Source organism: Nocardiopsis protaetiae (assembly GCF_045446735.1).
In the GTDB taxonomy this organism is placed as follows: Bacteria; Actinomycetota; Actinomycetes; order Streptosporangiales; family Streptosporangiaceae; genus Nocardiopsis; species Nocardiopsis protaetiae.
In genome coordinates, this window is sequence record NZ_JBJJBV010000090.1 from 1 (window position 1) to 22,525 (window position 22,525).

The 22,525-nt window shown below is 72.4% G+C and carries 24 protein-coding genes; 14 read left to right on the forward strand and 10 right to left on the reverse strand.

The features are described from left to right. Positions 1-23: 23 nt before the first annotated feature. Entirely contained in the window at positions 24-977 is a 954-nt protein-coding gene (locus tag ACJOT3_RS15485; protein WP_406973283.1) for an NADP-dependent oxidoreductase, read from the reverse strand. A gap of 70 nt (positions 978-1,047) precedes the next feature. On the opposite strand from ACJOT3_RS15485, the gene ACJOT3_RS15490 reads away from it, so the two are divergent. The 3 genes from ACJOT3_RS15490 to ACJOT3_RS15500 all read left to right on the forward strand — a co-directional run bounded on the left by ACJOT3_RS15490 (position 1,048) and on the right by ACJOT3_RS15500 (position 3,380). Further along, a complete protein-coding gene (locus ACJOT3_RS15490) occupies positions 1,048-2,016 on the forward strand; it encodes a GlxA family transcriptional regulator (protein ID WP_406973285.1) in 969 nt (322 codons plus the stop codon). 132 nt (positions 2,017-2,148) lie between these two features. Beyond that, a complete protein-coding gene (locus ACJOT3_RS15495; protein ID WP_406973287.1) occupies positions 2,149-2,811 on the forward strand; it encodes an NADPH-dependent F420 reductase in 663 nt (220 codons plus the stop codon). 68 nt (positions 2,812-2,879) lie between these two features. Then, positions 2,880-3,380 (forward strand): MarR family winged helix-turn-helix transcriptional regulator, encoded by a 501-nt coding sequence (locus ACJOT3_RS15500; protein ID WP_406973289.1) that lies wholly within the window; start codon positions 2,880-2,882, stop codon positions 3,378-3,380. Positions 3,381-3,410: 30 nt separating this feature from the next. On the opposite strand, the gene ACJOT3_RS15505 is transcribed toward ACJOT3_RS15500, so the two are convergent. Next, on the reverse strand, positions 3,411-3,992 hold the full coding sequence (locus ACJOT3_RS15505; RefSeq protein ID WP_406973291.1) for a TetR/AcrR family transcriptional regulator: 582 nt from the start codon (positions 3,990-3,992) through the stop codon (positions 3,411-3,413). A 49-nt stretch (positions 3,993-4,041) separates the two neighbouring features. On the opposite strand from ACJOT3_RS15505, the gene ACJOT3_RS15510 reads away from it, so the two are divergent. Then, complete coding sequence (locus ACJOT3_RS15510; protein ID WP_406973293.1) at positions 4,042-4,536, forward strand: GNAT family N-acetyltransferase; 495 nt, start codon at positions 4,042-4,044, stop codon at positions 4,534-4,536. Between the two features lie 31 nt (positions 4,537-4,567). Here ACJOT3_RS15510 and ACJOT3_RS15515 read toward each other — a convergent pair whose 3' ends face one another. Next, a complete protein-coding gene (locus tag ACJOT3_RS15515; protein ID WP_406973295.1) occupies positions 4,568-5,164 on the reverse strand; it encodes a TetR/AcrR family transcriptional regulator in 597 nt (198 codons plus the stop codon). A gap of 87 nt (positions 5,165-5,251) precedes the next feature. On the opposite strand from ACJOT3_RS15515, the gene ACJOT3_RS15520 reads away from it, so the two are divergent. The 3 genes from ACJOT3_RS15520 to ACJOT3_RS15530 all read left to right on the forward strand — a co-directional run bounded on the left by ACJOT3_RS15520 (position 5,252) and on the right by ACJOT3_RS15530 (position 7,112). Continuing rightward, positions 5,252-6,175: an aldo/keto reductase gene (locus tag ACJOT3_RS15520; protein ID WP_406973297.1), complete on the forward strand. Its 924-nt coding sequence runs from the start codon at positions 5,252-5,254 to the stop codon at positions 6,173-6,175. Positions 6,176-6,214: 39 nt separating this feature from the next. Continuing rightward, complete coding sequence (locus tag ACJOT3_RS15525) at positions 6,215-6,529, forward strand: DUF2316 family protein (RefSeq protein ID WP_406973299.1); 315 nt, start codon at positions 6,215-6,217, stop codon at positions 6,527-6,529. 124 nt (positions 6,530-6,653) lie between these two features. Beyond that, positions 6,654-7,112 (forward strand): metallophosphoesterase family protein, encoded by a 459-nt coding sequence (locus ACJOT3_RS15530; RefSeq protein WP_406982381.1) that lies wholly within the window; start codon positions 6,654-6,656, stop codon positions 7,110-7,112. Between the two features lie 51 nt (positions 7,113-7,163). Here the strand turns inward: ACJOT3_RS15530 and ACJOT3_RS15535 are convergent, their stop codons facing one another. Further along, the gene (locus ACJOT3_RS15535) at positions 7,164-7,829 is read right to left on the reverse strand and encodes a flavin reductase family protein (RefSeq protein WP_406973301.1); all 666 of its coding nucleotides are present in this window, start codon (positions 7,827-7,829) and stop codon (positions 7,164-7,166) included. 132 nt (positions 7,830-7,961) lie between these two features. Continuing rightward, complete coding sequence (locus tag ACJOT3_RS15540; protein WP_406973303.1) at positions 7,962-9,113, reverse strand: winged helix DNA-binding domain-containing protein; 1,152 nt, start codon at positions 9,111-9,113, stop codon at positions 7,962-7,964. 805 nt (positions 9,114-9,918) lie between these two features. Here ACJOT3_RS15540 and ACJOT3_RS15545 point away from each other — a divergent pair. Next, positions 9,919-12,267: a phosphoketolase family protein gene (locus tag ACJOT3_RS15545; protein ID WP_406973305.1), complete on the forward strand. Its 2,349-nt coding sequence runs from the start codon at positions 9,919-9,921 to the stop codon at positions 12,265-12,267. Continuing rightward, positions 12,267-13,352, forward strand: coding sequence for an acetate/propionate family kinase (locus tag ACJOT3_RS15550; RefSeq protein ID WP_406973325.1), 1,086 nt, complete (start codon positions 12,267-12,269; stop codon positions 13,350-13,352). Before ACJOT3_RS15545 ends, ACJOT3_RS15550 begins: the two co-directional genes overlap by 1 nt. A gap of 67 nt (positions 13,353-13,419) precedes the next feature. On the opposite strand, the gene ACJOT3_RS15555 is transcribed toward ACJOT3_RS15550, so the two are convergent. After that, positions 13,420-13,974, reverse strand: coding sequence for a pyridoxamine 5'-phosphate oxidase family protein (locus ACJOT3_RS15555; RefSeq protein WP_406973307.1), 555 nt, complete (start codon positions 13,972-13,974; stop codon positions 13,420-13,422). An 84-nt stretch (positions 13,975-14,058) separates the two neighbouring features. On the opposite strand from ACJOT3_RS15555, the gene ACJOT3_RS15560 reads away from it, so the two are divergent. From ACJOT3_RS15560 to ACJOT3_RS15570, 3 genes are read left to right on the forward strand one after another with little or no spacing between them, the layout of a single operon-like run. Further along, positions 14,059-15,072 (forward strand): tyrosine-type recombinase/integrase, encoded by a 1,014-nt coding sequence (locus ACJOT3_RS15560; RefSeq protein ID WP_406973309.1) that lies wholly within the window; start codon positions 14,059-14,061, stop codon positions 15,070-15,072. A 21-nt stretch (positions 15,073-15,093) separates the two neighbouring features. Beyond that, positions 15,094-15,894: an exodeoxyribonuclease III gene (locus tag ACJOT3_RS15565; RefSeq protein ID WP_406973327.1), complete on the forward strand. Its 801-nt coding sequence runs from the start codon at positions 15,094-15,096 to the stop codon at positions 15,892-15,894. A 24-nt stretch (positions 15,895-15,918) separates the two neighbouring features. Next, on the forward strand, positions 15,919-16,677 hold the full coding sequence (locus ACJOT3_RS15570; protein WP_406973311.1) for an alpha/beta fold hydrolase: 759 nt from the start codon (positions 15,919-15,921) through the stop codon (positions 16,675-16,677). 60 nt (positions 16,678-16,737) lie between these two features. Here ACJOT3_RS15570 and ACJOT3_RS15575 read toward each other — a convergent pair whose 3' ends face one another. The 3 genes from ACJOT3_RS15575 to ACJOT3_RS15585 form a co-directional block, all read right to left on the reverse strand. Beyond that, the gene (locus tag ACJOT3_RS15575; protein WP_406973313.1) at positions 16,738-17,487 is read right to left on the reverse strand and encodes a class I SAM-dependent methyltransferase; all 750 of its coding nucleotides are present in this window, start codon (positions 17,485-17,487) and stop codon (positions 16,738-16,740) included. A gap of 200 nt (positions 17,488-17,687) precedes the next feature. Continuing rightward, positions 17,688-18,335 carry a response regulator gene (locus ACJOT3_RS15580; RefSeq protein WP_406973315.1) on the reverse strand — a complete coding sequence of 216 codons (648 nt, stop codon included), beginning with the start codon at positions 18,333-18,335 and terminating at the stop codon, positions 17,688-17,690. Beyond that, positions 18,332-19,615: a sensor histidine kinase gene (locus ACJOT3_RS15585; protein WP_406973317.1), complete on the reverse strand. Its 1,284-nt coding sequence runs from the start codon at positions 19,613-19,615 to the stop codon at positions 18,332-18,334. The genes ACJOT3_RS15580 and ACJOT3_RS15585 overlap by 4 nt, the downstream gene beginning before the upstream one ends. Before the next feature lie 348 nt (positions 19,616-19,963). Between ACJOT3_RS15585 and ACJOT3_RS15590 the strand changes: the two genes are divergently transcribed. After that, a complete protein-coding gene (locus tag ACJOT3_RS15590) occupies positions 19,964-21,346 on the forward strand; it encodes an amino acid permease (protein WP_406973329.1) in 1,383 nt (460 codons plus the stop codon). 70 nt (positions 21,347-21,416) lie between these two features. Here ACJOT3_RS15590 and ACJOT3_RS15595 read toward each other — a convergent pair whose 3' ends face one another. Next, positions 21,417-21,824: an ankyrin repeat domain-containing protein gene (locus ACJOT3_RS15595; protein WP_406973319.1), complete on the reverse strand. Its 408-nt coding sequence runs from the start codon at positions 21,822-21,824 to the stop codon at positions 21,417-21,419. 135 nt (positions 21,825-21,959) lie between these two features. Between ACJOT3_RS15595 and ACJOT3_RS15600 the strand changes: the two genes are divergently transcribed. After that, a complete protein-coding gene (locus tag ACJOT3_RS15600; protein ID WP_406973321.1) occupies positions 21,960-22,496 on the forward strand; it encodes a hypothetical protein in 537 nt (178 codons plus the stop codon). The last annotated feature ends 29 nt before the right edge of the window (positions 22,497-22,525 follow it).

The window sequence follows — 22,525 nt, forward strand, 5'->3', positions numbered from 1 at the left end:
GTGCGACCCCCCTTTCCGTCCGGTCAGACCTCCAGGACCAGCTTGCCGGTCACGTGCCCGGTCTCGCCCAGCGCGTGCGCCTTGGCCGCCTCCGCGAGCGGGAACACCTCCTGCACGTGCGCCCGCAGCAGGCCGCGTTCCACCAGGTCGGCCACGGCCGCCATCCCCGCCTGGTCGGCCTCCACCAGCACGTCGGTCACCCGCACACCCAGCTCCCGCGCCTTCGCCCGGTGCTCGGGGGTCACCGCCAGGATCGACACCGCGATCCCGCCCGGCCGCAGCACCTCCAGCGAGCGGCTCAGCACCTCACCGGCGAGCGGGTCCAGCACCACGTCCACGTCGCGCACCACCTCGGTGAAGTCCACCTCCCGGTAGTCCACCACCTCGTCGGCCCCCCACTCCTTGAGCAGCCCGTGCTTGGCCGCGCTGGCGGTGCCGATCACATACGCCCCACGGGCCTTGGCGATCTGCACCGCCACGTGCCCCACCCCGCCCGCGGCGGCGTGCACCAGCACCCGCTGCCCGGGCCGCACGTCGGCGGTGTCCACCAGGGCCTGCCAGGCGGTCAGCGACACCAGCGGCAGCGCCCCGGCCTGGACGTGGTCCACCCCGTCGGGGATCGGCACGAACGCCCGGGTCGGCCCCACCGCGTACTCGGCGTGCGAGCCCACCCCGTGCGGGTAGGGGAGCATCCCGAACACCGCGTCGCCCGGCGCGAACAGGGTGACCCCGTACCCGACCGCCTCCACCACACCGGCCACGTCCCAGCCCAGCACCACCGGCAGCCGGTCCACGAACCCCGGGAACGCCCGGTGCTTCCAGTCGGTGGGGTTGACCCCGGCGGCGCGCACCCGCACCAGGACCTGGCTCGGCCCGGGCACCGGCCGGGGCAGGCGCACCTCCCGCAGCACCTCGGGGCCGCCGTACCCGCTCTGGGAGATCGCCCGCATCGTCGCTTCTTCGCTCGTGTGACTCATGGGAACCAGCCTGGTCGCGGCCGCCCCCGAACACAATGGCATGATCGCCATCTTTCGATATGATCGTGCCATGGCCGCAGAACCCCGCCCGCACCGCGTCGCCGTCCTGGCCCTGGACGGCGTCTACCCCTTCGAACTGGGCATCCCCTCCCGGGTGTTCGGCGCCGCCGACGGCCGCTACCGGGTGCGCACCTGCGCCCTGGACGGCCCCTCGGTGCGCACCAACGCCGACTTCTCCATCGCCGTCGACCACGGACCCGAACTCCTGGACTGGGCCGACACCGTCGTCATCCCCCCGTTCGACACCGCCCGCATCGCCCGCGACCCCTCGCCCGCGCTGCGCGCGGCCCTGACCGGCCTGCGCCCGGGCACCCGCCTGGTCTCCATCTGCACCGGCGCGTTCGTCCTGGCCGCCGCCGGACTGCTGGACGGGCGCCCGGCCACCACCCACTGGGCGCTCACCGACGTCTTCCGCTCCTGGTTCCCCCGCGTGGACCTGGACCCCGACGTCCTGTTCGTCGACGACGGCGACGTGCTCACCTCGGCCGGGGCCGCCTCCGGCGTGGACGTGTGCCTGCACCTGGTGCGCCGCGACCACGGCAGCCAGGTCGCCAACCACGTCGCCCGCATCTGCGTCGTCCCGCCCTGGCGCGACGGCGGCCAGGCCCAGTACATCGAGCACCCGGTCCCCGACCCCGACCGCACCGGCACCGCCGCCACCCGCCAGTGGGCCCTGGAACACCTGCACACACCCCTGTCCCTGGCCGACCTGGCCGCGCACGCCCGCATGAGCCGCCGCACCTTCGTCCGCCGCTTCACCGAGGAGGTCGGCACCAGCCCGGGCCGCTGGCTCACCGCCCAACGCGTGGAACACGCCCGCCACCTGCTGGAATCCACCGACCTGGCCGTGGACGAGGTCGCCTCCCGCGTCGGGTTCGCCACCGGCGCCTCCCTGCGCCAGCACCTGCGCACCGCCCTGGGCGTGTCCCCGGCCGCCTACCGGCGCACCTTCCGCGGCACCGCACCGGCCGCGGGCTGACATTTCTCCACTATTCCCGTCGGAACCATAGGATTCTTGATACCGGACACCGGAAATCCTCATTGGTCATCCGGCGGGCGCCGTCCTAGCGTCGAAGGCACCACACCTCACGAGAAGTAAGGGGACGGTCCCATGCGGATCGGCATCATCGGAGCGGGCAACATCGGCGGCAACCTCACCCGCGGCCTGACCGCCCTGGGCCACGAGGTACGCGTCGCCAACTCACGCGGCCCCCACACCCTGGCCGACCTGGCCGCAGAGACCGGCGCCACCCCGGCCACCGCCGCCGAGGCGGCCCGGGGGGCCGAGGTCGTCGTGGTCACCATCCCGCTCAAGAACATCCCCGACCTGCCCGAGGACCTGCTGGCCGAGGCGGCCCAGGGCGTCGTCGTGATCGACACCAACAACTACTACCCGCGCGAGCGCGACGGCCGCATCGCCGCCATCGAGGACACCGGGACCACCGAGAGCCGCTGGGTGGAGGGCCACCTGGGCCACCCGGTCGTCAAGGTCTTCAACGGCACCTACGCCTCGGACCTGCTGGAGCGGCCCCGCCCGGCCGGGGACCCCGAGCGCCTCGCCGTCCCGGTCGCCGGCGACGACGAGGCCGCCAAGAAGGTCGTGCGCGCCCTGGTCGACGCGCTGGGCTTCGACACCGTCGACGCCGGGGGCATCGACGACTCCTGGCGCCAGCAGCCCGAGTCGCCCGTCTACGGGCTGCGCGGGGGAGTGGCCGAGGTCGAGGCCGCGCTGGCCGCCGCCTCGCCCGAGCGCCCCGCGAACTTCCGGGGCTGACCGGCGTGGTCCGGGCGGCGGCACCCGCCGCCCGGACCCTCCCGCGGCGGGCCGCTACCATGGCGGCCATGAGCGCCACCGACCCCGCGCCGGCCGACGCCCGCGACTTCGGACGGGAACTGGGCGTGCTGGTGCGCGGCTACCACGCCGCCGTCGGCCAGGTCGTCGGCGACCTGCCGCACGGGCCGCGGGGCTACCAGATCCTGTCCGCGGCCGTGGACGGCGAACCCCTCAGCCAACTGGCCCTGGCCACCCGGCTGGGCATCGACCGCACCGTGATGACCTACGTCATCGACGACCTGGCCGGGGCCGACCTGGTGGAGCGCCGCCCCAACCCGCGCGACCGCCGCCAGCGGCACATCGTCGCCACCGACCACGGCACCCGCACCCTGCACCGGCTGCGCGCCCGGGTGGTGGCCGCCGAGGGCCCGCTGCTGGCCGGGCTGGAGCCGGGGGAGCGGGAGGTGTTCCGGGACCTGCTGCGGCGGGTGGCCGCGGGGCTGGAACCGGTGGAAGGCGACGCCTGCGCGGCCGTCGCCGGCGTGCTGGGCCCCGACGGCCCCTGCTAGACCCGCACGGGCGGAGTCAGGCGGGAGCGCTCAGGCGGGCGCGGACAGCGCGAGCTCGACCGCCGCCGTGGTGCGCTCCGCGTCCCCGGTGGCCAGCAGGTCCAGCAGCGCGCCGCGCAGCACCGCCAGCACCACCGTGCGCCGGGCCGCCCCGCCGGGGGTGGCGCGCTCGTCCTCCCCCTGCGCCCCGGCCAGCAGCTCCAGCCAGTCCCGCACCGTGGCCTCGGCGAACCCCGCCCAGGGCCCCCGCGGCTCGGTCAGCGAACGCACGTAGCTCTCCGCCCACAGGGTCAACAGGGCCCGGTGGGAGTCGTCGGCCAGCCACCGCCACAGCTCCAGCGCCGTGGAGGCCAGGTCGCCGCCCGGCTCGCGCGCCCGCCCGACGCGTTCCACCAGGGCCAGCTCGTCCCGGCGGGCGCGGGCCAGCAGGGCGCGGATCAGCCCGTCCTTGCTCCCGAACAGGTAGAGCAGCACCCGCGGGCTGGAGCCGATCGCCGCCGCCAGCGGGCGCAGGGACAGCTCGGCCAGCCCGTGGCCGAGCGCGTAGGTGTAGGCCGCCTCCAGCAGTTCGCTCTCGCGCGCCGAGGGGGTGTTTGTCTCTGCCGCCGTCACGGGGCTATCATCGCACTGAAACGAGTGTTTCAGTAGCGGAGGTGCGGTCATGGGCGAGCCGAAGGTCGAGATCAGACCCCTGGGAGAACCCGGCGACCTGGGCTGGGTCATCCAGGCCCACGGCGAGCTCTACGCCCGCGAGTTCGGCTGGAACACCGACTTCGAGGCCCTGGTCGCCCGCATCGTCGCCGACTACACCCGCCAGGACGACCGGGACGGACCCCGCGGCGCCTGGATCGCCCGGGCCGACGGCGCCCGCGCCGGCTGCGTCTTCTGCGTCACCGACCCCGACGGCACCGCCCGCCTGCGCCTGCTCCTGGTCGACCCCGCCGCCCGCGGCCTGGGCCTGGGCACCCTCCTGGTCGAACAGTGCCTGGACTTCGCCCGCCAGACCGGAGCCGCACGCATGACCCTGTGGACCAACAGCGTCCTGACCTCCGCCCGCCGCATCTACCAGGCCCACGGGTTCACCCTCACCGACGAGGAACCCCACCACTCCTTCGGCACCGACCTCATCGGCCAGAACTGGTCCCGCACCCTCTAGAGCCCCCGCCACCCGCCCCGGGACCCGCGGGTCAGGGGCGCAGCGCGTCCAGGACCAGGTCCAGCAGGCGCCCGGTCCGCTCGACCCCCTCCTCGCGGGCGGTGGCCAGGGACACCCCCAGCAGCATCGCGGTGACATCGTCGGCGTCCACGTCCGCGCGCAGTGAACCCTCCCGCGCCCCGGCCTCCAGCAGGGGCCCGACCGCGGCCGAGATGCGCGCCCAGGTGGCCGAGGACTCGATCGTGCCCGCCGCCATCGCGGCCCGCAGGGTGTCGGCCATGCCGCGCTTGGCCGCGGCGAAGCGCGCATAGCGCAGCACCCAGGCCCGCAGCGCCCGCTCCGGGGGCAGCTCCCGCAGGAGGGCGGCCGCGCTCGCGGCCAGCTCGTCCAGCTCGGCCGCGTACAGGGCTCCCACCAGCGCGTCCCGGGTGGGGAAGTGGCGGTAGAGCGTGCCGATCCCCACCCCGGCGTCGCGGGCCACACCCTCCAGGGACAGCGGGCCCCGTCCGCGGGCCAGCCGGGCCCGGGCGGCCTCGATCAACCGCTCGCGGTTGCGGCGGGCGTCGGCGCGCAGCGGCCGCGGCTCCGGAGCGGTTCCGTCCGGGGGCGGCGTATCGGGGGAATACAAAGCGGAGGCCCCTCCGTTCAGTGTTACGGTATCCGAGCGGAGACCCCTCCGCTTCGCCCATCGTCCCACGAGAACCGAGGACGCACGATGACCGCCACCACACCGGACCCCACGACCCCGCGCCCCGGCGGCACCGCCCGCCTGGGCGAGCGCACCGTCGCCCGCATCGGCTACGGGGCCATGCAGCTCGCACGCCTGCACCGGGACCCCGACACCGCCCTCACCCTGCTGCACCGCGCCCTGGACCTGGGCATCGACCACATCGACACCGCCCAGTTCTACGGCGACGGCCTGGTCAACGACCTCCTGCGCCGAGCACTGGACCCCGGGGACGACATCACCCTGGCCACCAAGATCGGCGCCGCCCCCGACCCCGGCGGCCCCTACCCCATGCGCCCCGCACAACGCCCCGAAGAGCTGCGCGCCGACGTCCACACCAACCTGCGCGCCCTGGGCCTGGAACGGATCCCCCTGGTCAACCTGCGCCGCATGGACACCGGCGCCCGCATCCCCCTGCCCGAGGACCAGCGCGTGGACCTCGACGACCAGCTCGCCACCATGACCGCCCTGCGCGACGAAGGCCTCATCGGCGCCATCGGCCTGAGCAGCATCGACCTCGACGGACTGCGCCGCGCCCTGCCCGCGGGCATCGCCTGCGTCCAGAACGCCTACAGCCTCGTGGCCCGCCAGGACGAGGACCTGCTGAAGCTGTGCGCCGCCCAGGACATCGCCTGGGTGCCCTACTTCCCCCTGGGCGGCGCCTTCCCCGGCCTGGCCAAGGTCACCGACGAACCCGCCGTCCAACGGGCCGCCCGCGACCTGGACGCCACCCCCGCACAGATCGGCCTGGCCTGGCTGCTCCACCACGACCACCGCATGCTGCTCATCCCCGGCACCGCCACCCTCGCCCACCTGGAGGCCAACACCGCCGCCGGCGACATCCGCCTGGACCCCGACACCCTGGCCGCCCTGGACGCCGTCCCCACCCGGCCCCTGGGCCGCATCGGCTGAGACCCGCCCGCTTCCCGCACACCCACCCAGGAGGACACCATGTCGCTCACCACCGAAGAGATCGCCCGCACCGGCCGCGAACTGCGCGCCAACCTCGCCCTCACCGGGCTGACCACCACCCAGGCCGCCACCGACCTGGGCCTGACCACCGAGGAGGTCGAGGCCCTGCTCGCCTCGGGCCCGGGCAACGACCCCGCCCGGGTGTGGCAACTGCGCGACTACCTCCACCAGGCCGTCAAGGACACGGGGAACACCCCCGTCCCCTTCACCGTCCTGACCTCCGCCGCCAAGGTGCGCGCCCGCCTGTGGTTCCGCCTGTACAAGGCACCCCGCCACGACTTCACCGCCCACTGACCGCGGCGGGGGAGAGGCGGCCGGAACCGCGGGGCCGGCCGCATCGCACGGCCGACCCCGCACCCCTCAGGCGCCGACGTAGTCGGCCAGGTGCTCGCCCGTCAGCGTCGACCTCCTCGCCTCCCTGCCCCACCCCGTCCACCTCGACATCCGCGGATTCGGCCCCACCGTTTTCTGCCACGGCACCCCCCGCGACGACGAGGAGGTCGTCCTCGTCGACTCCTCCCTCGAACGCTGGGCCCAGGTGCTCGACGGCCTCGACGACAGCATCCGCACCGTCGTCATGGGACACACCCACATGCCCTTCCTGCGCCTGGTCGACCGCCGCCTGTGCATCAACCCCGGCAGCGTCGGCATGCCCTACGGCCGCCCCGGCGGATCCTGGGCCCTGCTCCACAACGGCCAGGTCCACCTGCGCCACACCCCCGTGGACACCGACGCCGCGGTCGAGGCCATCGCGACCGACAGCACCTACCCCGACGCCCGCACCTGGGCCGACACCTACCTGCGCGCCCGCTTCAGCGACGCCGACGCCCTGCGCGCATTCGCCCCCCGCGACGGCAGGGGAGAGGCCCACCCCTGAGGGGAGGAGAGGAGGATCAACTCCGGCACCGGACCGATACGCCCGATCCTGTCAGGGTCGGACACCGACCGAACGTGACATCGGCGTCTCCGAACGGTAGGAGCGCCCCAACTCGCCCCCGAGCCCGAAATAGTGGCGGAAACTGTAGACCAGCGGCCGCCAGCGCACGGGATCGACGTGGTGCGTCCCGGGCACCACCACGTGTTCCTGCGCGTGGACGCGCACCACCTCGGCCTCGACCACGACATGGCCACCGGAATCGTCCGGTCGTACCCGGCGCGCCCTGGCCTCCAACTGCAAGGGGCACTCGGCCACCCTCGGCGGACCCACCAGCTCGGCCCCACGAGCGGTCAGACCCGCCGCACCGAACTTGTCCGCCTCGAAACGGCACCCCGGCGGCTTCCCCTCGGGGACGGGGGACCTCCCGGTCAGCGGCGCCAACCGCTCAACGTGCTCCCACAGGTCCTCCGAAGGCAGGTTCACCACAAGTTCGGGGCGTTCCCCCAGATTGCGGGCCGTCTGACCGGTGGCGCCCAAGCCCAGGACCACCGTCATGCCCAGGGCCCACACCGAGGAGACGGGGGCCAGGTTGGGCGTCCCGTCGCCGTTGAGGGTGGAGATCAGGGCCACCGGGGTGCCGAAGTAGAGGATGCTCGGTTCGATCCGAAGGTGGTCACCGGAGTCGGTCGACGCATGCGTGTATCCGTTGGATGTCATGGTCAACGACCCTAGGCAGCGGACACTTCGGTATGCGTCGAAGTGTGCCGGCGCGGACCGCTGACCGCCGACAGGTGTCGGATGGACGACACCTGCTCGGATCGGAGCCCGGGGGAGAGGCGGCCCCCCGGCTCAGGCGTGCGGGCCCACCGTGATGGTGTCGAAGCTCAGCCGCGGCACCGCCTCCAGGACCCCACCGATCCGCTCCACCCGCTCGGCCACCGCCTCGCGGCGGGCCGCCGAGAGCGGCACCAGAGCCTCCACCGTCACATCCAGCCGGCGCCCCGAACGCCGCTGGTGCCACACACCCGCCGCCACACCGTCCAGGTACAGCACCGGGTAGTTGCCCGCCTGCGACCCCGCCAGCGCCCGCCGGTGGGCCGCACCCGGAAAGACCACCTCACGCGGATGCGCCCCCACCGTGTAGGCGTCGAAATAGGGGAGTAGCAGCACCTCCGGCACCGGCCCCGGCGCCGCCCCGACGTCACCCGCCACCCGGTAGGCGACCGCCCCCTCGACCTCCACCGGCTCGATCCGCTCCTCCAGCGACGCGAACAGCGCGCTCGCCCACCGCTTGGGCGTCGCCGTCCACTGCGCGAAGTGCTGCGGCGTCGCCGGACCGTAGGCCCGCAGGTAGGACAGCACCACGTGCGCCAGCGCCGTGTCGGTGTCCGCCGGGGCGAAGCCCGGCAGCCACCGGCGCGGACTCGTGTAGGTCACCTTGCGCCCGCGCGTGGGACCGAAGCACAGCGCACCCCGGTTGGCCAGCGTCTGCGTCGCCGCCCGCCAGCGCGGCCACTTGTCCTGGAACGCGTCCATGACCCGGTCCGCCGCCCAGGGGCCCGCGTGCGCGGCCAGCGCCTCGGTGAGCTCGTCGACGGTCAGCTCCTGGTCGGCGAGGATCTCGGTGACGGCGACGACCAGCTCCTGGACCTGCTCCGGGGTGAGCAGCCCCTGGTGGAAGACCTTGGGGTTGCCCGCGCGCTCGGCGGCGTCCAGCGCCGCGGCCCACAGGGGGAGTTCGCGGGCGGGCAGCAGGTGCACGGTCCCGCGCGGACCGAAGGTCTTGATCAGCTCGTGGGTGTCCCACAGCGCGGACCGCACGTGGGTGCGGTCCGCGCCCTTGAGACGCAGTCCCACCGACAGCTCGGCCGCCGACATCACCTGGGCGTGGGCGCCGCACATCGCCGAGACGACGTCGGCGGCGCTGTCGCCGGGGACGGCGAGCCCGTGCCGCCACAGGCGCCGCGCGGTCATGTCCTGCCAGGTGGTGGGGGTGCCCATCGTGCTCCTCGTGGTGGCTCCGTGTCCGTGGCTCTCACTCTAGAGATGGTGGAGGTCAGGTTCTGTCCTCCATGCGAGAACCGGGAAACCCCGCGGGGAAGGCCCTTTCGAGCTTTACTTGACATAATGTGCATTATCGGCGGTGGACTGATAACGGCCGAGAGGGGCTGGAACGCCTGTGGCGCAGGCGTTTCCGCGTTCCGGCGCCGTCCGGGCGCCCTCAAGGGCTCTGCTGGATCGGCCGCCGCCGGCCCGGAGCCGCCGTGGCGCCCTGGAGCCCTCCACGGGCGGCCGCTCAGGCGGCCAGCATCCGAGAACCCGCATGGTGACGCCGGGTGATCGCCGACTCCGCAGGGTCACACGACGGGAAGGCCGACCACGGGAACGGTCCGGGCGCCCGCTCCGGAGCACTCCGGAGCCCCGGAGCTTGGCCCGCGGCCCATCCACCCCCACCCCATGGCGCCCGACCCTCTGGCACCGAGGGCCTGCGGAAACGCCACAACAGACCCTCCCCGCCCCCACCCCGACCCCCTTCCCGAATCCGACTAGTTTTGATGCATAACATGCTTTATGCATCATTTGCGTGTCTTTGTGAAGTTACTTGCCAAACGATCCCTATAAGCCTTACTGCCCGTTTCGGGCCGTCCCCTCCCACCTCCCTCCCGAAGGTCACCGACCCGGCTCCGCGTCTGGAGTTCGGCGATCCCCGGCGGTTACCGTGGCCCTGATCGACGAGCCCCTCCCCTCACCCGTGGAGCCCGCCGATCCCCGCACTCCCCCGACCACACCAGCCAGGGAGAAACGCATGGGACTCGGCCAGGACGAACTCGAACGCATCGACGCCTACTGGCGCGCCGCCAACTACCTCTCCGTCGGCCAGATCTACCTGCTCGACAACCCCCTCCTCAAAGAGGAGCTGCGCCCCGAGCACATCAAGCCCCGCCTGCTCGGCCACTGGGGCACCACCCCCGGCCTGAACTTCTGCTACGCCCACCTGAACCGGGTCATCAAGGCCCGCGACCTCGACATGATGTACATCATGGGCCCCGGCCACGGCGGCCCCGCCGCCGTCGCCAACGCCTGGCTGGAGGGCACCTACAGCGAGATCTACCGGGACGTCAGCCGCGACGGGCCGGGCATGCAGCGCCTGTTCCGCCAGTTCTCCTTCCCCGGCGGCATCCCCAGCCACGTCGCCCCCGAGACCCCCGGCTCCATCCACGAGGGCGGCGAGCTGGGCTACGCGCTCGCGCACGCGTTCGGGGCGGCGTTCGACAACCCGGACCTGGTGGTCGCCTGCATCGTCGGCGACGGCGAGGCCGAGACCGGGCCGCTGGCGGGCAGCTGGGACTCCAACAAGTTCCTGGACCCGGCGACCGACGGCGCCGTCCTGCCGATCCTGCACCTGAACGGGTACAAGATCGCCAACCCGACGGTGTCGGCGCGCATCCCCGAGGACGAGCTGCTCAAGCGGTTCGAGGGCCACGGCTACCACCCGATCATGGTGAGCGGCGACGACCCGGTGTACATGCACGGGCGGATGGCCGAGGCCCTGGACGAGGCGCTGGACCGGATCGCGGACATCCAGCGGGTGGCGCGGACCTCGGAGCTGGAGCGGCGTCCCGCCTGGCCGGTGGTCATCCTGCGCTCCCCCAAGGGGTGGACGGGTCCCAAGGAGGTGGACGGGGTCCCGGTGGAGAACACCTGGCGGTCCCACCAGGTGCCGTTGACGCGGGTGCGCTCCAACGACGAGCACCGGCGGATGCTGCGGGAGTGGATGCTGTCGTACCGGCCCCGTGAGCTGTTCGACGAGTCGGGTGCGCCGGTGGAGGAGCTGCGGGGGCTGCCGCCGGCGGGCGAGCGGCGGATGAGCGCGAACCCGCACGCCAACGGTGGTCTGCTGCTGAAGGATCTGCGGCTGCCGGATTTCCGGCGCTACGGGGCGGTGTTCGAGGGGCACGGCACGCACACCAGTGAGGCGACGCGGGTGCTGGGGCACTTCCTGCGGGACGTGATCCGCCACAACCCGGACAACTTCCGGCTGGTGGGTCCGGACGAGACGGCGTCGAACCGGCTGTCGGCGGTGTACGAGGCGACGGACAAGGTGTGGGAGGCGCAGATCCTCCCGGTGGACGAGCACCTGGCCCGGCGGGGGCGGGTGATGGAGGTGCTGAGCGAGCACCTGTGCCAGGGGTGGTTGGAGGGCTACCTGCTGACGGGGCGGCACGGGCTGTTCAGCTGCTACGAGGCGTTCGTGCACATCGTGGACGCGATGTTCAACCAGCACGCCAAGTGGGTGAAGGTGTCGCGGGGGTTGGCGTGGCGGCGGCCGATCGCGTCGCTGAACTACCTGTTGACCTCGCACGTGTGGCGGCAGGACCACAACGGGTTCACGCACCAGGATCCGGGGTTCCTGGACGTGGTGCTGAACAAGCCGTCGTCGGTGGTGCGGGTGTACCTGCCGCCGGACGCGAACACCCTGCTGTCGGTGGCGGACCACTGCCTGCGGTCCAAGGACTACATCAACGTGGTGGTGGCGGGCAAGCAGCCGGCGCTGGACTACCTGTCGGTGGAGGAGGCGGTCCTGCACTGCACGCGCGGGATCGGGATCTGGGAGTGGGCGAGCACGGACGGGGGCGGTGACCCGGACGTGGTGCTGGCGTGTGCGGGTGATGTGCCGACGTTGGAGACGCTGGCGGCGGCGGACCTGCTGCGGCAGTTGTTCCCGGAGTTGCGGGTGCGGGTGGTGAACGTGGTGGATCTGATGCGGTTGCAGCCGGCGAGCGAGCATCCGCACGGGATGCCGGACGCGGAGTACGAGGCGCTGTTCACGTCGGACAGGCCGGTGATCTTCGCGTTCCACGGGTATCCGTGGCTGGTGCACCGGTTGGCGTACCGGCGGCGCAACCACGAGCACCTGCACGTGCGGGGGTACAAGGAGGAGGGCACGACGACGACGCCGTTCGACATGGTGATGCTGAACGACCTGGACCGGTTCCATCTGGTGATCGATGTGATCGACCGGGTGCCGGGGTTGGGTGAGCGGGCGGCGCACATCCGGCAGAGGATGGTGGACGAGCGGTTGCGGCACCGGGCCTACACCAGGGAGCACGGTGAGGATCCGGCGGATATCAGGGATTGGGTGTGGCCGTACTGATGCGGGTGCTGGTGGTCAACGCGGGGTCGTCGACGCTGAAGCTGAGCATGCTGGACTCCGATGACACGGTGTCGGGGTCGGAGACGATCGAGCTGGTGGTCGGCGGGTGGGATCCGGTGGCGGTGCGGGGTTTCCTGGAGGGGTTGCCTGCCCCGGACGTGGTGGGGCACCGGGTGGTGCACGGGGGTCGGGAGTTCGTGGAGCCGGTGCTGTTGGACGCGGGGGTGGTGGAGCGGTTGGCGGCGTTGACGCCGTTGGCGCCGTTGCACCAGCCCAAGGCGTTGGCGGGGATCGGGGCGATCACGGAGGCGGTGCCGGGGGTGCCGCAGGTGGCGTGTTTCGATACGGCGTTCCATGCGTCGTTGGGGGCGGAGGCGTTCACGTACGCGGTGCCGCTGGAGTGGCGGGAGCGGTTCGGGGTGCGGCGGTACGGGTTCCACGGGTTGTCGCACGCGTACGTGTCGGGGGTGGCGGCGGAGTTGACGGGTGGGCGGCGGATCGTGACGGCGCACCTGGGTGCGGGGGCGTCGTTGGCGGCGGTGCTGGAGGGGCGGTGTGTGGACACGACGATGGGGTTCACGCCGTTGGAGGGGCTGGTGATGGCGACGCGTTCGGGCACGGTGGATCCGGGGATGGTGCTGTGGTTGCAGCGTGAGGCCGGGTTGGGTGCGGACGAGGTCGCGGAGGGGTTGGAGCGCGGTGGGGGTCTGACGGGGTTGGCGGGGACGGCGGACATGCGGGAGGTGCTGGCGGGGGTCGGCCGGGGCGAGGCGCGGTCGGTGTTGGCGTTCGGGGTGTACGTGCACCGGTTGCGGGCGTCGGTGGCGGCGATGGCCGCGGCGTTGGGCGGGTTGGACGTGTTGGTGTTCACGGCGGGTGTGGGTGAGCGGTCGGCGCCGGTGCGGTGGGCGGTGGCGGAGGGGTTGGGTTTTCTGGGGGTGGTGGTGGACCGGTCGGTGAACGAGGGGGTGTCCGGGGAGGTGGTGGAGATCTCGGGTGCGGGGGCGTCGGTGCGGACGTTGGTGGTGCCGACGCGTGAGGATGTGCAGATCGCGCGGGGTGCGCGGGAGGTGGTGGGGGTCTGAGGGGCCTCTCCCCCGCTCCCCTGGGCGGGCGCGGACCGTGGGGTCCGCGCCCGTTGTCGTGTGCGGGTCAGGTGGGCAGGCCGGGGAGGCCGTCGATGCCGATGGCGTTGCGGTTGCGGTGGTAGTCGGTGAAGTAGTCGGGGTCGCGGTGTTCGTGGTGGCGGTCGAGGAGGTCGCGGTCTCCGCGCAGGTCCATGAGGGGGACGGAGAAGCCGCAGGAGTCGGAGATGCGGTGGACGTCGATGACGATGACGGCGCGTTGGCCGAGGGTGCGCTGTTTGGGGAAGTGGGTGCGCAGGGTGGCGAATTCGGGGTCGGCGGGGGTGACGGAGCGGCCTCGGCCGTGGAGGCGGACGATGTTGGGGGGTCCGGTGAAGGCGCAGAACATCAGGACGATGCGGCCGTTCTCGCGCAGGTGGGAGATGGTCTCGATGCCTGAGCCGGTGTAGTCGAGGTAGGCGACGCGGTGTTCGTCCAGGACGGCGAAGGTGCCGTCCATGCCTTTGGGTGAGACGTTGACGTGGCCGTCGTCGGCCAGGGGTGCGGTACCGACGAAGAAGACGGGTTGGTCGAGGAGGAAGCGGGACAGGCGTTCGGTGATGGATTCGTGGATCTTTGCCATGGTGGGGATTTTGGCAGTGGGGTGCGGGGATTCGGTGCGGTGGGGTACGCGGTGCCGGGTGGGTGGTGGGGGTCGGGATCGGGGATGCTGTGGGGCATGAGCGAGCGTCTGGTGGATGCGGTGGAGGAGTATCTGGTGGCGCGGCGGGCGGCCAAGCCGTCGGAGCACACGGTGGCGGCGTACCGGCGGGACCTGTTGGGGGTGTTGGGGTGTGCGGCCCGGGTGCGGGGGGTGGAGGCGGAGGGGTTGCGGTGGGCGGAGCTGGACGTGCCGACGCTGCGGGCGGCTTTTGCGGAGTTCGCGTCGTCGCGGGCGGCGTCCAGTGTGTTGAGGGCGTGGTCGACGTGGAACGGGTTCTTCGGGTTCTGGGTGTCGGAGCGGGTGGTGTCGGGGAATCCGATGTCGGCGGTGCCGCGGCCGCGGGTGCGGCCGTCGGGTCCCAAGCCGTTGCGGGGTGAGGACACGCCGGAGCGGTTGTTGGAGGCGTTGGCGCAGGGGGCGCGCAAGGCGCGGGATCCGTGGCCGGAGCGGGATCTGGCGGTGTTGGCGTTGGCGTTGCTGACGGGGATGCGGTCGGCGGAGATGTTGGCGTTGCGGGTGGATTCGGTGTCGGGGCGGTCGGGTGAGATGCGGGTGCGGGTGGTCGGGAAGGGGGGTGGTGAGCGGGTGCTGCCGATCGAGCGGCCGTTGGAGGTGTTGCTGGAGGTGTATCTGGTGACGCGGCGGGAGCGGTTCGGGGCGGTGGCGGGGTCGGATCCGTTGTTGGTGGACAACCGGGGTGAGGGGTTGCGCCGGGGCGGGTTGCAGTATCTGGTGCGGCAGTGTTACCGGCATGCGGGGGTGCACGACCGGGTGGCGCGGGGGACGCTGGTGCACGCGTTGCGGCATACGTTCGCGACGCGGTTGGCGGAGGACGGTGCGTCGGTGACGGAGATCATGCATCTGCTGGGGCATGCGTCGGTGGCGTCGTCGCAGGCGTACATCGAGGTGACGGCGCGGGCGACGCGGGATGCGGCGTCGTCGAACCGGACGTACGGGGTGGTGCGGCGGTTGGTGGCCGGGGGTGATCGCGGTGAGGCCGTGGGTGGTGCTGGCTAGGCTGTGTGCGTGCAGCAGACGATGGTGATCTCGACGGTGAACGTGAACGGGTTGCGGGCCGCGGCGAAGAAGTCGCCGGGGTTCGCGGACTGGTTGTCGGCTTCGGCGGCCGATGTGGTGTGCCTACAGGAGGTGCGTGCGGAGGCGGCGCAGTTGCCGCCGGAGGTGGCCGCTCCCCCGGGGTGGCATGTGGTGCTGGCTCCGGCGAAGGCCAAGGGGCGGGCCGGGGTGGCGGTGTATTCGCGGGTGGAGCCCGATGCGGTGCGTGTGGGGTTCGGCGAGGCGGAGTTCGAGGAGTCGGGCCGGTATCTGGAGGCGGATTTCGGTCGGGTGTCGGTGGCGAGCCTGTATCTGCCCTCGGGTGAGGTGGGGACCGAGCGCCAGGACGAGAAGGAGCGCTTCATGAAGGCGTTCCTGCCCTATCTGGTCGGGCGTCGGGCGGAACTGGAGGCGCTGGGTCGGGATCTGGTGGTGTGCGGGGACTGGAACATCGCGCACCGGGAGGTCGACCTGAAGAACTGGCGCGGGAACGTGAAGAACTCGGGGTTCCTGCCCGAGGAGCGGGCGTGGATGGACCGGGTGTTCGGCGAGGCCGGGTATGTGGATGTGGTGCGGGGGTTGTTCCCGGACCAGGAGGGCCCGTATTCGTGGTGGTCGTATCGTGGGCGTGCTTTCGACAATGACACGGGGTGGCGCATCGACTACCAGGTGGCCACGCCGGGGTTGGCGGGTCGTGTGGTGGAGGGCCGTGTGGAGCGGTATCCCGATCGTGCGGGGCGTTGGTCCGATCATGCGCCGGTGACGGTGCGCTACCAGGTGTGAGGGGTGGGGTGCGTGGGCGGTCCGGTGGATCTTCCGATCGTTCTGGTTCATGGTCTGCGGGTGTCGGGGAGTATGTGGCGTCCGCAGGTGGAGTTGTTGACGGAGCAGGGGCGGCGGGTGGTGACGCCTGACCTGCCGGGTCACGGGTCGCGGCGGGGTGAGGATTTCTCGCTGGGGCGTGCGGTGGACGCGGTGGTGGAGGCGATCGACGGTGTGGGCGGTCGGGCTCTTCTGGTGGGGTTGAGCCTGGGCGGGTTCGTGTCGATCGCGACGGCCGCGGCGGCGCCGGGGAAGGTGGCCGGGCTGGTGGCGGCCAGTTGTACGGCCAAGCCGGCGCAGGCGTTGGCGCAGGTGTACCGGATTCCGGCGGTGTTGATGGATCGGTTGCCGGACAAGGGTGCGACGTTGAACGAGCGTTTTCACCGGTTGACGTTGCGGGATACGGCTGCTGAGGCGGTGCTGGACGGCGGGTTGGCGGTGGAGGCGGCGACGGCGGTGATCGACGCGGTGGCGGAGATGGACGCGTTGTCGGCGTTGGAGCAGTATCCGGGGCCGGTGTGGTTGGTGAACGGGGCGCGGGATCATTTCCGGCTGCATGAGCGGCAGTTCTTCGAGGCGTGTGTGGAGGGGCGTCTGTTGAACGTGCCGCGGGCGGGTCACATGGTGAGTCTGGATCAGCCGGTGGATTTCACGCGGATCGTGTCGGATGCGGCCGATGTGGTGTGGGTGCGTGAGAGTGCGGCGGCGCGTGAGGGTCGTTCGTTGGAGGCCGACGGGGTGTGACCCGTGGGTGTGTGTGCGGGGGGTGGCCGGTGGCCGCCCCCCGTTTTTTTGTGGGCGGGGTCAGGTGGTGGCGTGGGCGCGGGGCCGGGTGGTGGCGGGTGAGGCGGGGTGGGGGCGGTGGGGCAGGTGGAAGAAGATCGCGGGGTCGGTGCGGGTGGTGTGCAGGGGGGTGTGGAGGTCGAGGTCGGTTTTGAGGTCGGTGAGGGCGCGGTGGGTGTGGGGTGCGCGGGCGGCGGAGGCGGTGAAGTAGCCGGTGGTGTTGTTGGCGAGCCAGGACAGGACGAGGGCGCCTTCGGTGAAGGGCGGGGTGTGGGGGTGGCGGAAGACGCCGTGGACGGCGATGGGGGTGTGGGGGGTGAGGGTGGGCAGGAGGTGGTGGAGGTACCAGCGGGCGAACCAGCCGCCGTGGGTGCTGTCGAGGGTGAGGAATCCGGTGTGTTCGGGCAGGTGGGTGAGTTTGGCGCGGACGTCGCCTTTGGTGTGGTGCCAGCGTTGGGGGTCCATGCCGGGTGGGAGGTGGTGGGGGTGGGGGTCGTGGTTGTCGAAGGTGTGGAGGTGGCCGGTGCCGTTGTGGTGCAGGGCGGTGAGGGTCCAGGCGGTGGCGGTGCTGGTGGTGGTGCCGATGCGGACGATGTGGTCGGGGGTGTGGTGGCGGATGAGGAGGTAGGTGATCTCGGCTTCGATGTCGTCGGGTGCGGGGGTGGGCGGGAGGGTGGTGGGCAGGGTGCGGATGTGGTCGCGGGTGCGGGCGAGGTCGTCGCGGTGGGTGCGGTAGAGGGTGCTGATGTGGTCGAGGTCGATGGTCGGCACGGTGCTGCTCCCGGTGGTGCGACGGAATGTGATTGCCGAAAGTAGCAGTCTCGTAACCTTGTGTTGGGGTTGTGGTGGGCGTGTCGTCGCGCGGGGCGCCGTGGTGGGGTGGGTTCGTCGGGGTTCGTCCCCTCTCCCCTACTCCCCCGCTCCCCCGCCGTCCGGCTCCGCTCTCCCGCCTCGTTCCTCCCCCGTGCCGGTCAGCCGCGGGCCCGGACCAACCCGGAGTCGTAGGCGGCGATGACGGCCTGGGTGCGGTCGCGGGCGCCGAGCTTGGTGAGGATGTTGGAGACGTGGGTCTTGACCGTCTCGGTGCCCAGGTGCAGGCGGTGGGCGATCTCGGTGTTGGTGAGCCCCTGAGCGATGAGGGTGAGCGTCTCCGACTCGCGGGGAGTGAGGGCGGCCACCGCGCGGGCCGCGGGGGTGGTCTGTGCGGGGCGGGTGGCGGCCAGGTCGCGCAGGGCGGCGGGGAAGAGCAGGTTCTCGCCGCGGTGGGTGATGCGGATGGCGGCCAGGATGTCCTCGGGCGGGGTGCGCTTGAGGAGGAACCCGGTGGCGCCGGCGCGCAGGGCGTCCCAGACGTAGGCGTCGTTGTCGAAGGTGGTCAGGACCAGGACGCGGGGCGGGTCGGTGCGGGCGGTGAGGGTGCGGGTGGCCTGGATGCCGTCCAGGCGGGGCATGCGCACGTCCATGAGGACCAGGTCGGGGCGGGTGCGGGCGACCAGGTCGGGGACGCCGGTGCCGTCGTCGGTCTGGCCGACGGTCTCCATGTCGGGTTCGGCGTTGATGAGGGCGGCGAGTCCGGCGCGGATGAGGGCTTCGTCGTCGACCAGGGCGATCCGGATCATGGGGTGTCGGTGTCTTTCCAGTTCAGGGTGAGGTCCAGGGTCCAACGGTCGGGGTCTGTGGTGGGGCGGGGTCCGGCGGTGAGGGTGCCGCCGAGCAGGTGGGCGCGTTCCTGCATGCCGGTGATGCCGCGGCCGCCGGTGCGGCGCCGGCCCAGGCGGCGGGGCGGGAGGGGGTTGGTGGCGACCAGGTGCAGGTGGCGGGGGGTGATGCGCAGGGTGAGGTCGAGGGGGTGGCCGGGTGCGTGGGTGAGGGCGTTGGTGAGGGCCTGTTGGGCGATGCGGTAGGCCTCGCGGGAGAGCAGGGCGGGGACGGCGTGGGGGTCGCCGTCCAGGGTCAGGTGCAGGGGTGTGCCGGTGTGGGAGGCGCTCTGGGCCAGGTGGGGCAGGTGGGTGAGGTCGGGGGGCGGTGCGGTGGGGGCGGGGGTGTCCTCGCGCAGGATGCCCAGGGCGTGGTCGAGGTCGGCGGTGGCGGTGCGGGCCTGGTCGGCGATGTGGGTGAGGGCCTGGCGGGCGAAGTCGGGGTCGGTGTCGATGAGGCGGGCGGCGGTGGCGGCCTGGAGGGTGACGACGGACAGGGCGTGGCCCAGGGAGTCGTGGAGTTCGCGGGCCAGGCGGTTGCGTTCGGCCAGGGTGCGGGCGCGGGCCTGGGCGTCGGCGAGCAGGCGGGCGGGTGAGGGGCCCAGCAGGCGGGGGGCGAGGTGGGCCAGGAGGTGGCCGGTGAGGGCGATGGCGGCGATGAGGGCCAGGAGCAGGGCCAGGCCCAGGAGGGGGCCGGCCAGGCGCGGTCCGGTGCCGAGGGGGATGTTCAGGAGGGTGAAGGGTCCGGTGGCGGGGGTGCCGGTCAGGGGTGCGATGGCCAGGAGGGCGGATTCGGTGAGGCCGGTCATGGTGGCCAGGCAGACGGCCATGCCGGTGAGGGTGTGCAGGCACAGCCACAGGAAGGTGCGTGCGCCGGGTGCGGGGGGTGTGTCGGGGAGGCGGTCCAGGGGGCCGCGCAGCAGGGTGCGGGCGAGTTGGTGCTGGGCGTCGGCGACGGCGGGGATGCGGGCGGTGGCGGCCAGGCCGGTGAGGGTGATGAGCAGGGCCAGGGCCCAGGAGGTGGCGTCGGGTTGGCCCTGGGCGCTGCCGCCCTGGGTGATGAGGGTGGCCAGGACGAGTCCGGCCATGGCGTAGGGGGTCAGGAGTGCGCCGCCGATGATGAGGTAGGCCCAGCGGCGGTAGGTGTGGGCGCTGGTGAAGGGTCGGGTGGCCGCGGTGAGCGGTCGGGTGAGGTGGCGCACAGGGTGATCGTCGCACGGTGGGGCGGTGGTGCGCCTCCCCCGTGGTGGGGAGGGTGGCGTGGTCCGGTACGGACCGGTGGGGTGGTGGCGGTCACGGTACGGGGTGGTAGTGATCGCGGGTGTGGGTTGCGCCGATCACGTGTGCGAAGGTTGTCCGGGTTTTGCTGTGATGTGTCCCATATTGGTGGGCTGATCGGGTGTTTTTTGTGGGGGCGGTGCTCAGCGGGGTGACGGTGTGCTCTTAGTGTTGACCGTGTGACGAGCAGTACAACGCCGCCCAACCCTGCGGCGAACACCCCAGATCAGTCCACCACCACCGGACTGGCCCATACCCTGCGGCGCCGCCACATGGCGCTCATCGCCATCGGCGGATCGGTCGGGGCGGGCCTGTTCATCGGCTCCGGAGCGGTCATCCAGACGGCCGGCCCCGCGGCCGTGGTCTCCTACGCCATCGCCGGCGCCCTGGTCTTTCTGACCCTGCGCGCGCTGGGCGAGATGGTCGTGTCGGTCCCGGCCGGTGGTTCCTTCTCCGACTACGCGCGCCTGGCCTTCGGCCCGCGCGCGGGCTTCGCCATCGGCTGGGTCTACTGGTGGATGTACGCGGTCCTGGTGGCCGCCGAGTCCGTCGCCGGTGCCACCATCCTGTCGGGGTGGATCCCCGGTGTCCCGGCCTGGGTCCTGGCCCTGGCGGTCCTGTTGTCGATGACGGCCGCCAACCTGATCTCGGTGCGGGTCTTCGCCGAGACCGAGTCGTTCTTCTCCCTGGTCAAGGTCGCGACCATCGTGGCGTTCCTGTTCATCGGCGGCGCGTGGGCGCTGGGCCTGTGGCAGGGCGCCGACGGTTCCTCGGTCGCCAACCTGTGGCAGCACGGCGGGTTCGCGCCCCAGGGGTGGACGGCCGTGCTGGCCGCCACCGTGGTGGTGCTGTTCGCGTTCGGCGGCGTGGAGATCATCACCGTGGCCGCCGGGGAGAGCGCCGAGCCCGAGCGCGGGGTGGCCGGTGCGGTCACCAGTGTGCTGTGGCGGATCGGCCTGTTCTACGTGGCCTCGATCCTGGTGATCGTGATGGTGCTGCCCTGGGGCACGGTGGAGCCGGGGGTCAGCCCGTTCGTGGCGGCCATGGAGCACATCGGGATCCCGGGTGCGGCGCTGATCATGGAGATCGTGGTGTTCATCGCCGTGCTGAGCGTGCTCAACGCCGCGATGTACACGTCTTCGCGGATGCTGTTCACCCTCACCCGGCAGGGGGACGCCCCGCACGTGCTGCGCGGCACCAACCGGCGCGGTGTGCCGGTGCGGGCGATCCTGCTGGGCACGGTGGTGGGGTACGTGGCCGCGGTGGCCGAGTACCTGTTCCCCGGGCACGTGTTCCCGTTCCTGGTGGCCTCCATCGGGGCGATCCTGCTGGTGCTGTTCGTGACCATCTGCGCCTCCCAGCTGGTGGTGGGGCGCCGGGTCCGCGAGCGCGAGCCGCGGCGGCTGGGGTTCGCGATGTGGGCGTTCCCGTACCTGACCTGGGCCACGCTGGTCGGTCTGGTGGTGATCGGGGTGGCGATGCTGGTCATCCCCGAGCAGCGTCCGGCCCTGCTGACGTCGCTGGGCGCGGTCGTGGTGGCGCTGGTGGCGTTCGAGGTGCGCAAGCGGTTCGGCACCCCGCCCTCGGACCGGATCCTGCCGCTGGACGGGCGGGGCGGCGCCGACGCGCTGCGCCGGGACCCCGAGGCCCCCTGACCCCTCTGAGCCCTGTGGTCGAACGCGGGCGCCGCTCCCCCACCGCGGGGGTGCGGCGCCCGCCGCGTTCTCAGGCCCGGCCGGGTGGGGTGTCCAGGAGGGCGAGCAGGTCGGTGCGGTCGAAGGCGCGGGCGGTCTCGCGGGCGCTGGGGGTTCCGGTGTCGGGGTCGGCGCCGTGGGCCAGGAGCAGGGTGATGACCTCCTCCTCGCCCTTGAAGACGGCGCCGGCCAGCGGGGACTGGCCGCGGTCGTTGAGGCGGTCGGGGTCGGCTCCGCGTTCCAGGAGGGCGGCGGCGGTGGCCCGGTGGCCGTGGTAGGCGGCCAGCATGAGCAGGGTGTCGCCCTTGTGGTTGGTGAGGTTGGCGGGGACGCCGGCGTCGATGTAGGCGGTCAGGGTGGCGGTGTCGCCGGTGCGGGCGCAGCCGAACAGGCGGGTGGCCAGGTCGACGACGTCGGGGTCGGGGTGCTCGTCGGTCACGGTGGCACCCTAGCGGTGGCGGGGGGCGGGGGTGGTGGACCGGTGGGGGCGAGTGGTCCCGGTTGGTGGTGGTTCGGGTGCTGAACACAGGGTTTGCCGCTAAGGTGTCGCGCAACCCCTGAGAGGAGCACCCCCGTGCGACATGTCGTCGGCTTCCTGTCCGGTCTGATCCTTGCCCCCGTGCTGCTGCTGGCCTGCGGTTGGGCCTACTCCCACCTGCGTTCGCTGCACGCCGCCGAGCGCGGTGTGCTGGAGGGCAGCGGCCCACTGGTCCTGGCCGGCCTGGTGGGTGTGGGGATCATCGTGGCGTTGATGGCCGTTCCCCCGCGACTGACCCCGATGCTGCCGTTGTCGGTGTCGCTGTTCCTGGCCTTTGTGACGGGTGTGGCGCTGCTGCGCGGGCACCTGCTGGACCGGCTGCCGGAGGTGCCCGGTCTGGAGGGTGCGCTGGCGCTGCTGCCGCTGGGTGTGTTCGTGCCGGTGGCGCTGGTGCTGGGGGCCACGGTGTTCGTGGGCGGGCGCTGGCGGCGCGGTGAGGACCACGAGGTCACCGAGGAGGAGTACTTCGAGGGCCTGTACGAGGAGGACGGCGGCCGCGGGCCGCAGGCGCAGACGCGTGCGGAGGCGCCGGTGGGGCCCGAGGCGCAGCACGTGCCCCGGCACCGGGCCTGAGCCGGCCCCTCCCCCGCCCCGCACGGCCG

What these genes read in the sequence shown, in the direction of transcription:
- ACJOT3_RS15560 (WP_406973309.1), top strand. Translation starts at nt 14,059, where the DNA reads ATGCTGTGGGGCATGAGCGAGCGTCTGGTGGATGCGGTGGAGGAGTAT.
- ACJOT3_RS15590 (WP_406973329.1), top strand. Translation starts at nt 19,964, where the DNA reads ATGGCGCTCATCGCCATCGGCGGATCGGTCGGGGCGGGCCTGTTCATC.
- ACJOT3_RS15510 (WP_406973293.1), top strand. Translation starts at nt 4,042, where the DNA reads ATGGGCGAGCCGAAGGTCGAGATCAGACCCCTGGGAGAACCCGGCGAC.
- ACJOT3_RS15490 (WP_406973285.1), top strand. Translation starts at nt 1,048, where the DNA reads ATGGCCGCAGAACCCCGCCCGCACCGCGTCGCCGTCCTGGCCCTGGAC.
- ACJOT3_RS15580 (WP_406973315.1), bottom strand. Translation starts at nt 18,335, where the DNA reads ATGATCCGGATCGCCCTGGTCGACGACGAAGCCCTCATCCGCGCCGGA.
- ACJOT3_RS15485 (WP_406973283.1), bottom strand. Translation starts at nt 977, where the DNA reads ATGAGTCACACGAGCGAAGAAGCGACGATGCGGGCGATCTCCCAGAGC.
- ACJOT3_RS15495 (WP_406973287.1), top strand. Translation starts at nt 2,149, where the DNA reads ATGCGGATCGGCATCATCGGAGCGGGCAACATCGGCGGCAACCTCACC.
- ACJOT3_RS15525 (WP_406973299.1), top strand. Translation starts at nt 6,215, where the DNA reads ATGTCGCTCACCACCGAAGAGATCGCCCGCACCGGCCGCGAACTGCGC.
- ACJOT3_RS15520 (WP_406973297.1), top strand. Translation starts at nt 5,252, where the DNA reads ATGACCGCCACCACACCGGACCCCACGACCCCGCGCCCCGGCGGCACC.
- ACJOT3_RS15500 (WP_406973289.1), top strand. Translation starts at nt 2,880, where the DNA reads ATGAGCGCCACCGACCCCGCGCCGGCCGACGCCCGCGACTTCGGACGG.
- ACJOT3_RS15545 (WP_406973305.1), top strand. Translation starts at nt 9,919, where the DNA reads ATGGGACTCGGCCAGGACGAACTCGAACGCATCGACGCCTACTGGCGC.
- ACJOT3_RS15535 (WP_406973301.1), bottom strand. Translation starts at nt 7,829, where the DNA reads ATGACATCCAACGGATACACGCATGCGTCGACCGACTCCGGTGACCAC.
- ACJOT3_RS15540 (WP_406973303.1), bottom strand. Translation starts at nt 9,113, where the DNA reads ATGGGCACCCCCACCACCTGGCAGGACATGACCGCGCGGCGCCTGTGG.
- ACJOT3_RS15555 (WP_406973307.1), bottom strand. Translation starts at nt 13,974, where the DNA reads ATGGCAAAGATCCACGAATCCATCACCGAACGCCTGTCCCGCTTCCTC.
- ACJOT3_RS15565 (WP_406973327.1), top strand. Translation starts at nt 15,094, where the DNA reads ATGGTGATCTCGACGGTGAACGTGAACGGGTTGCGGGCCGCGGCGAAG.
- ACJOT3_RS15550 (WP_406973325.1), top strand. Translation starts at nt 12,267, where the DNA reads ATGCGGGTGCTGGTGGTCAACGCGGGGTCGTCGACGCTGAAGCTGAGC.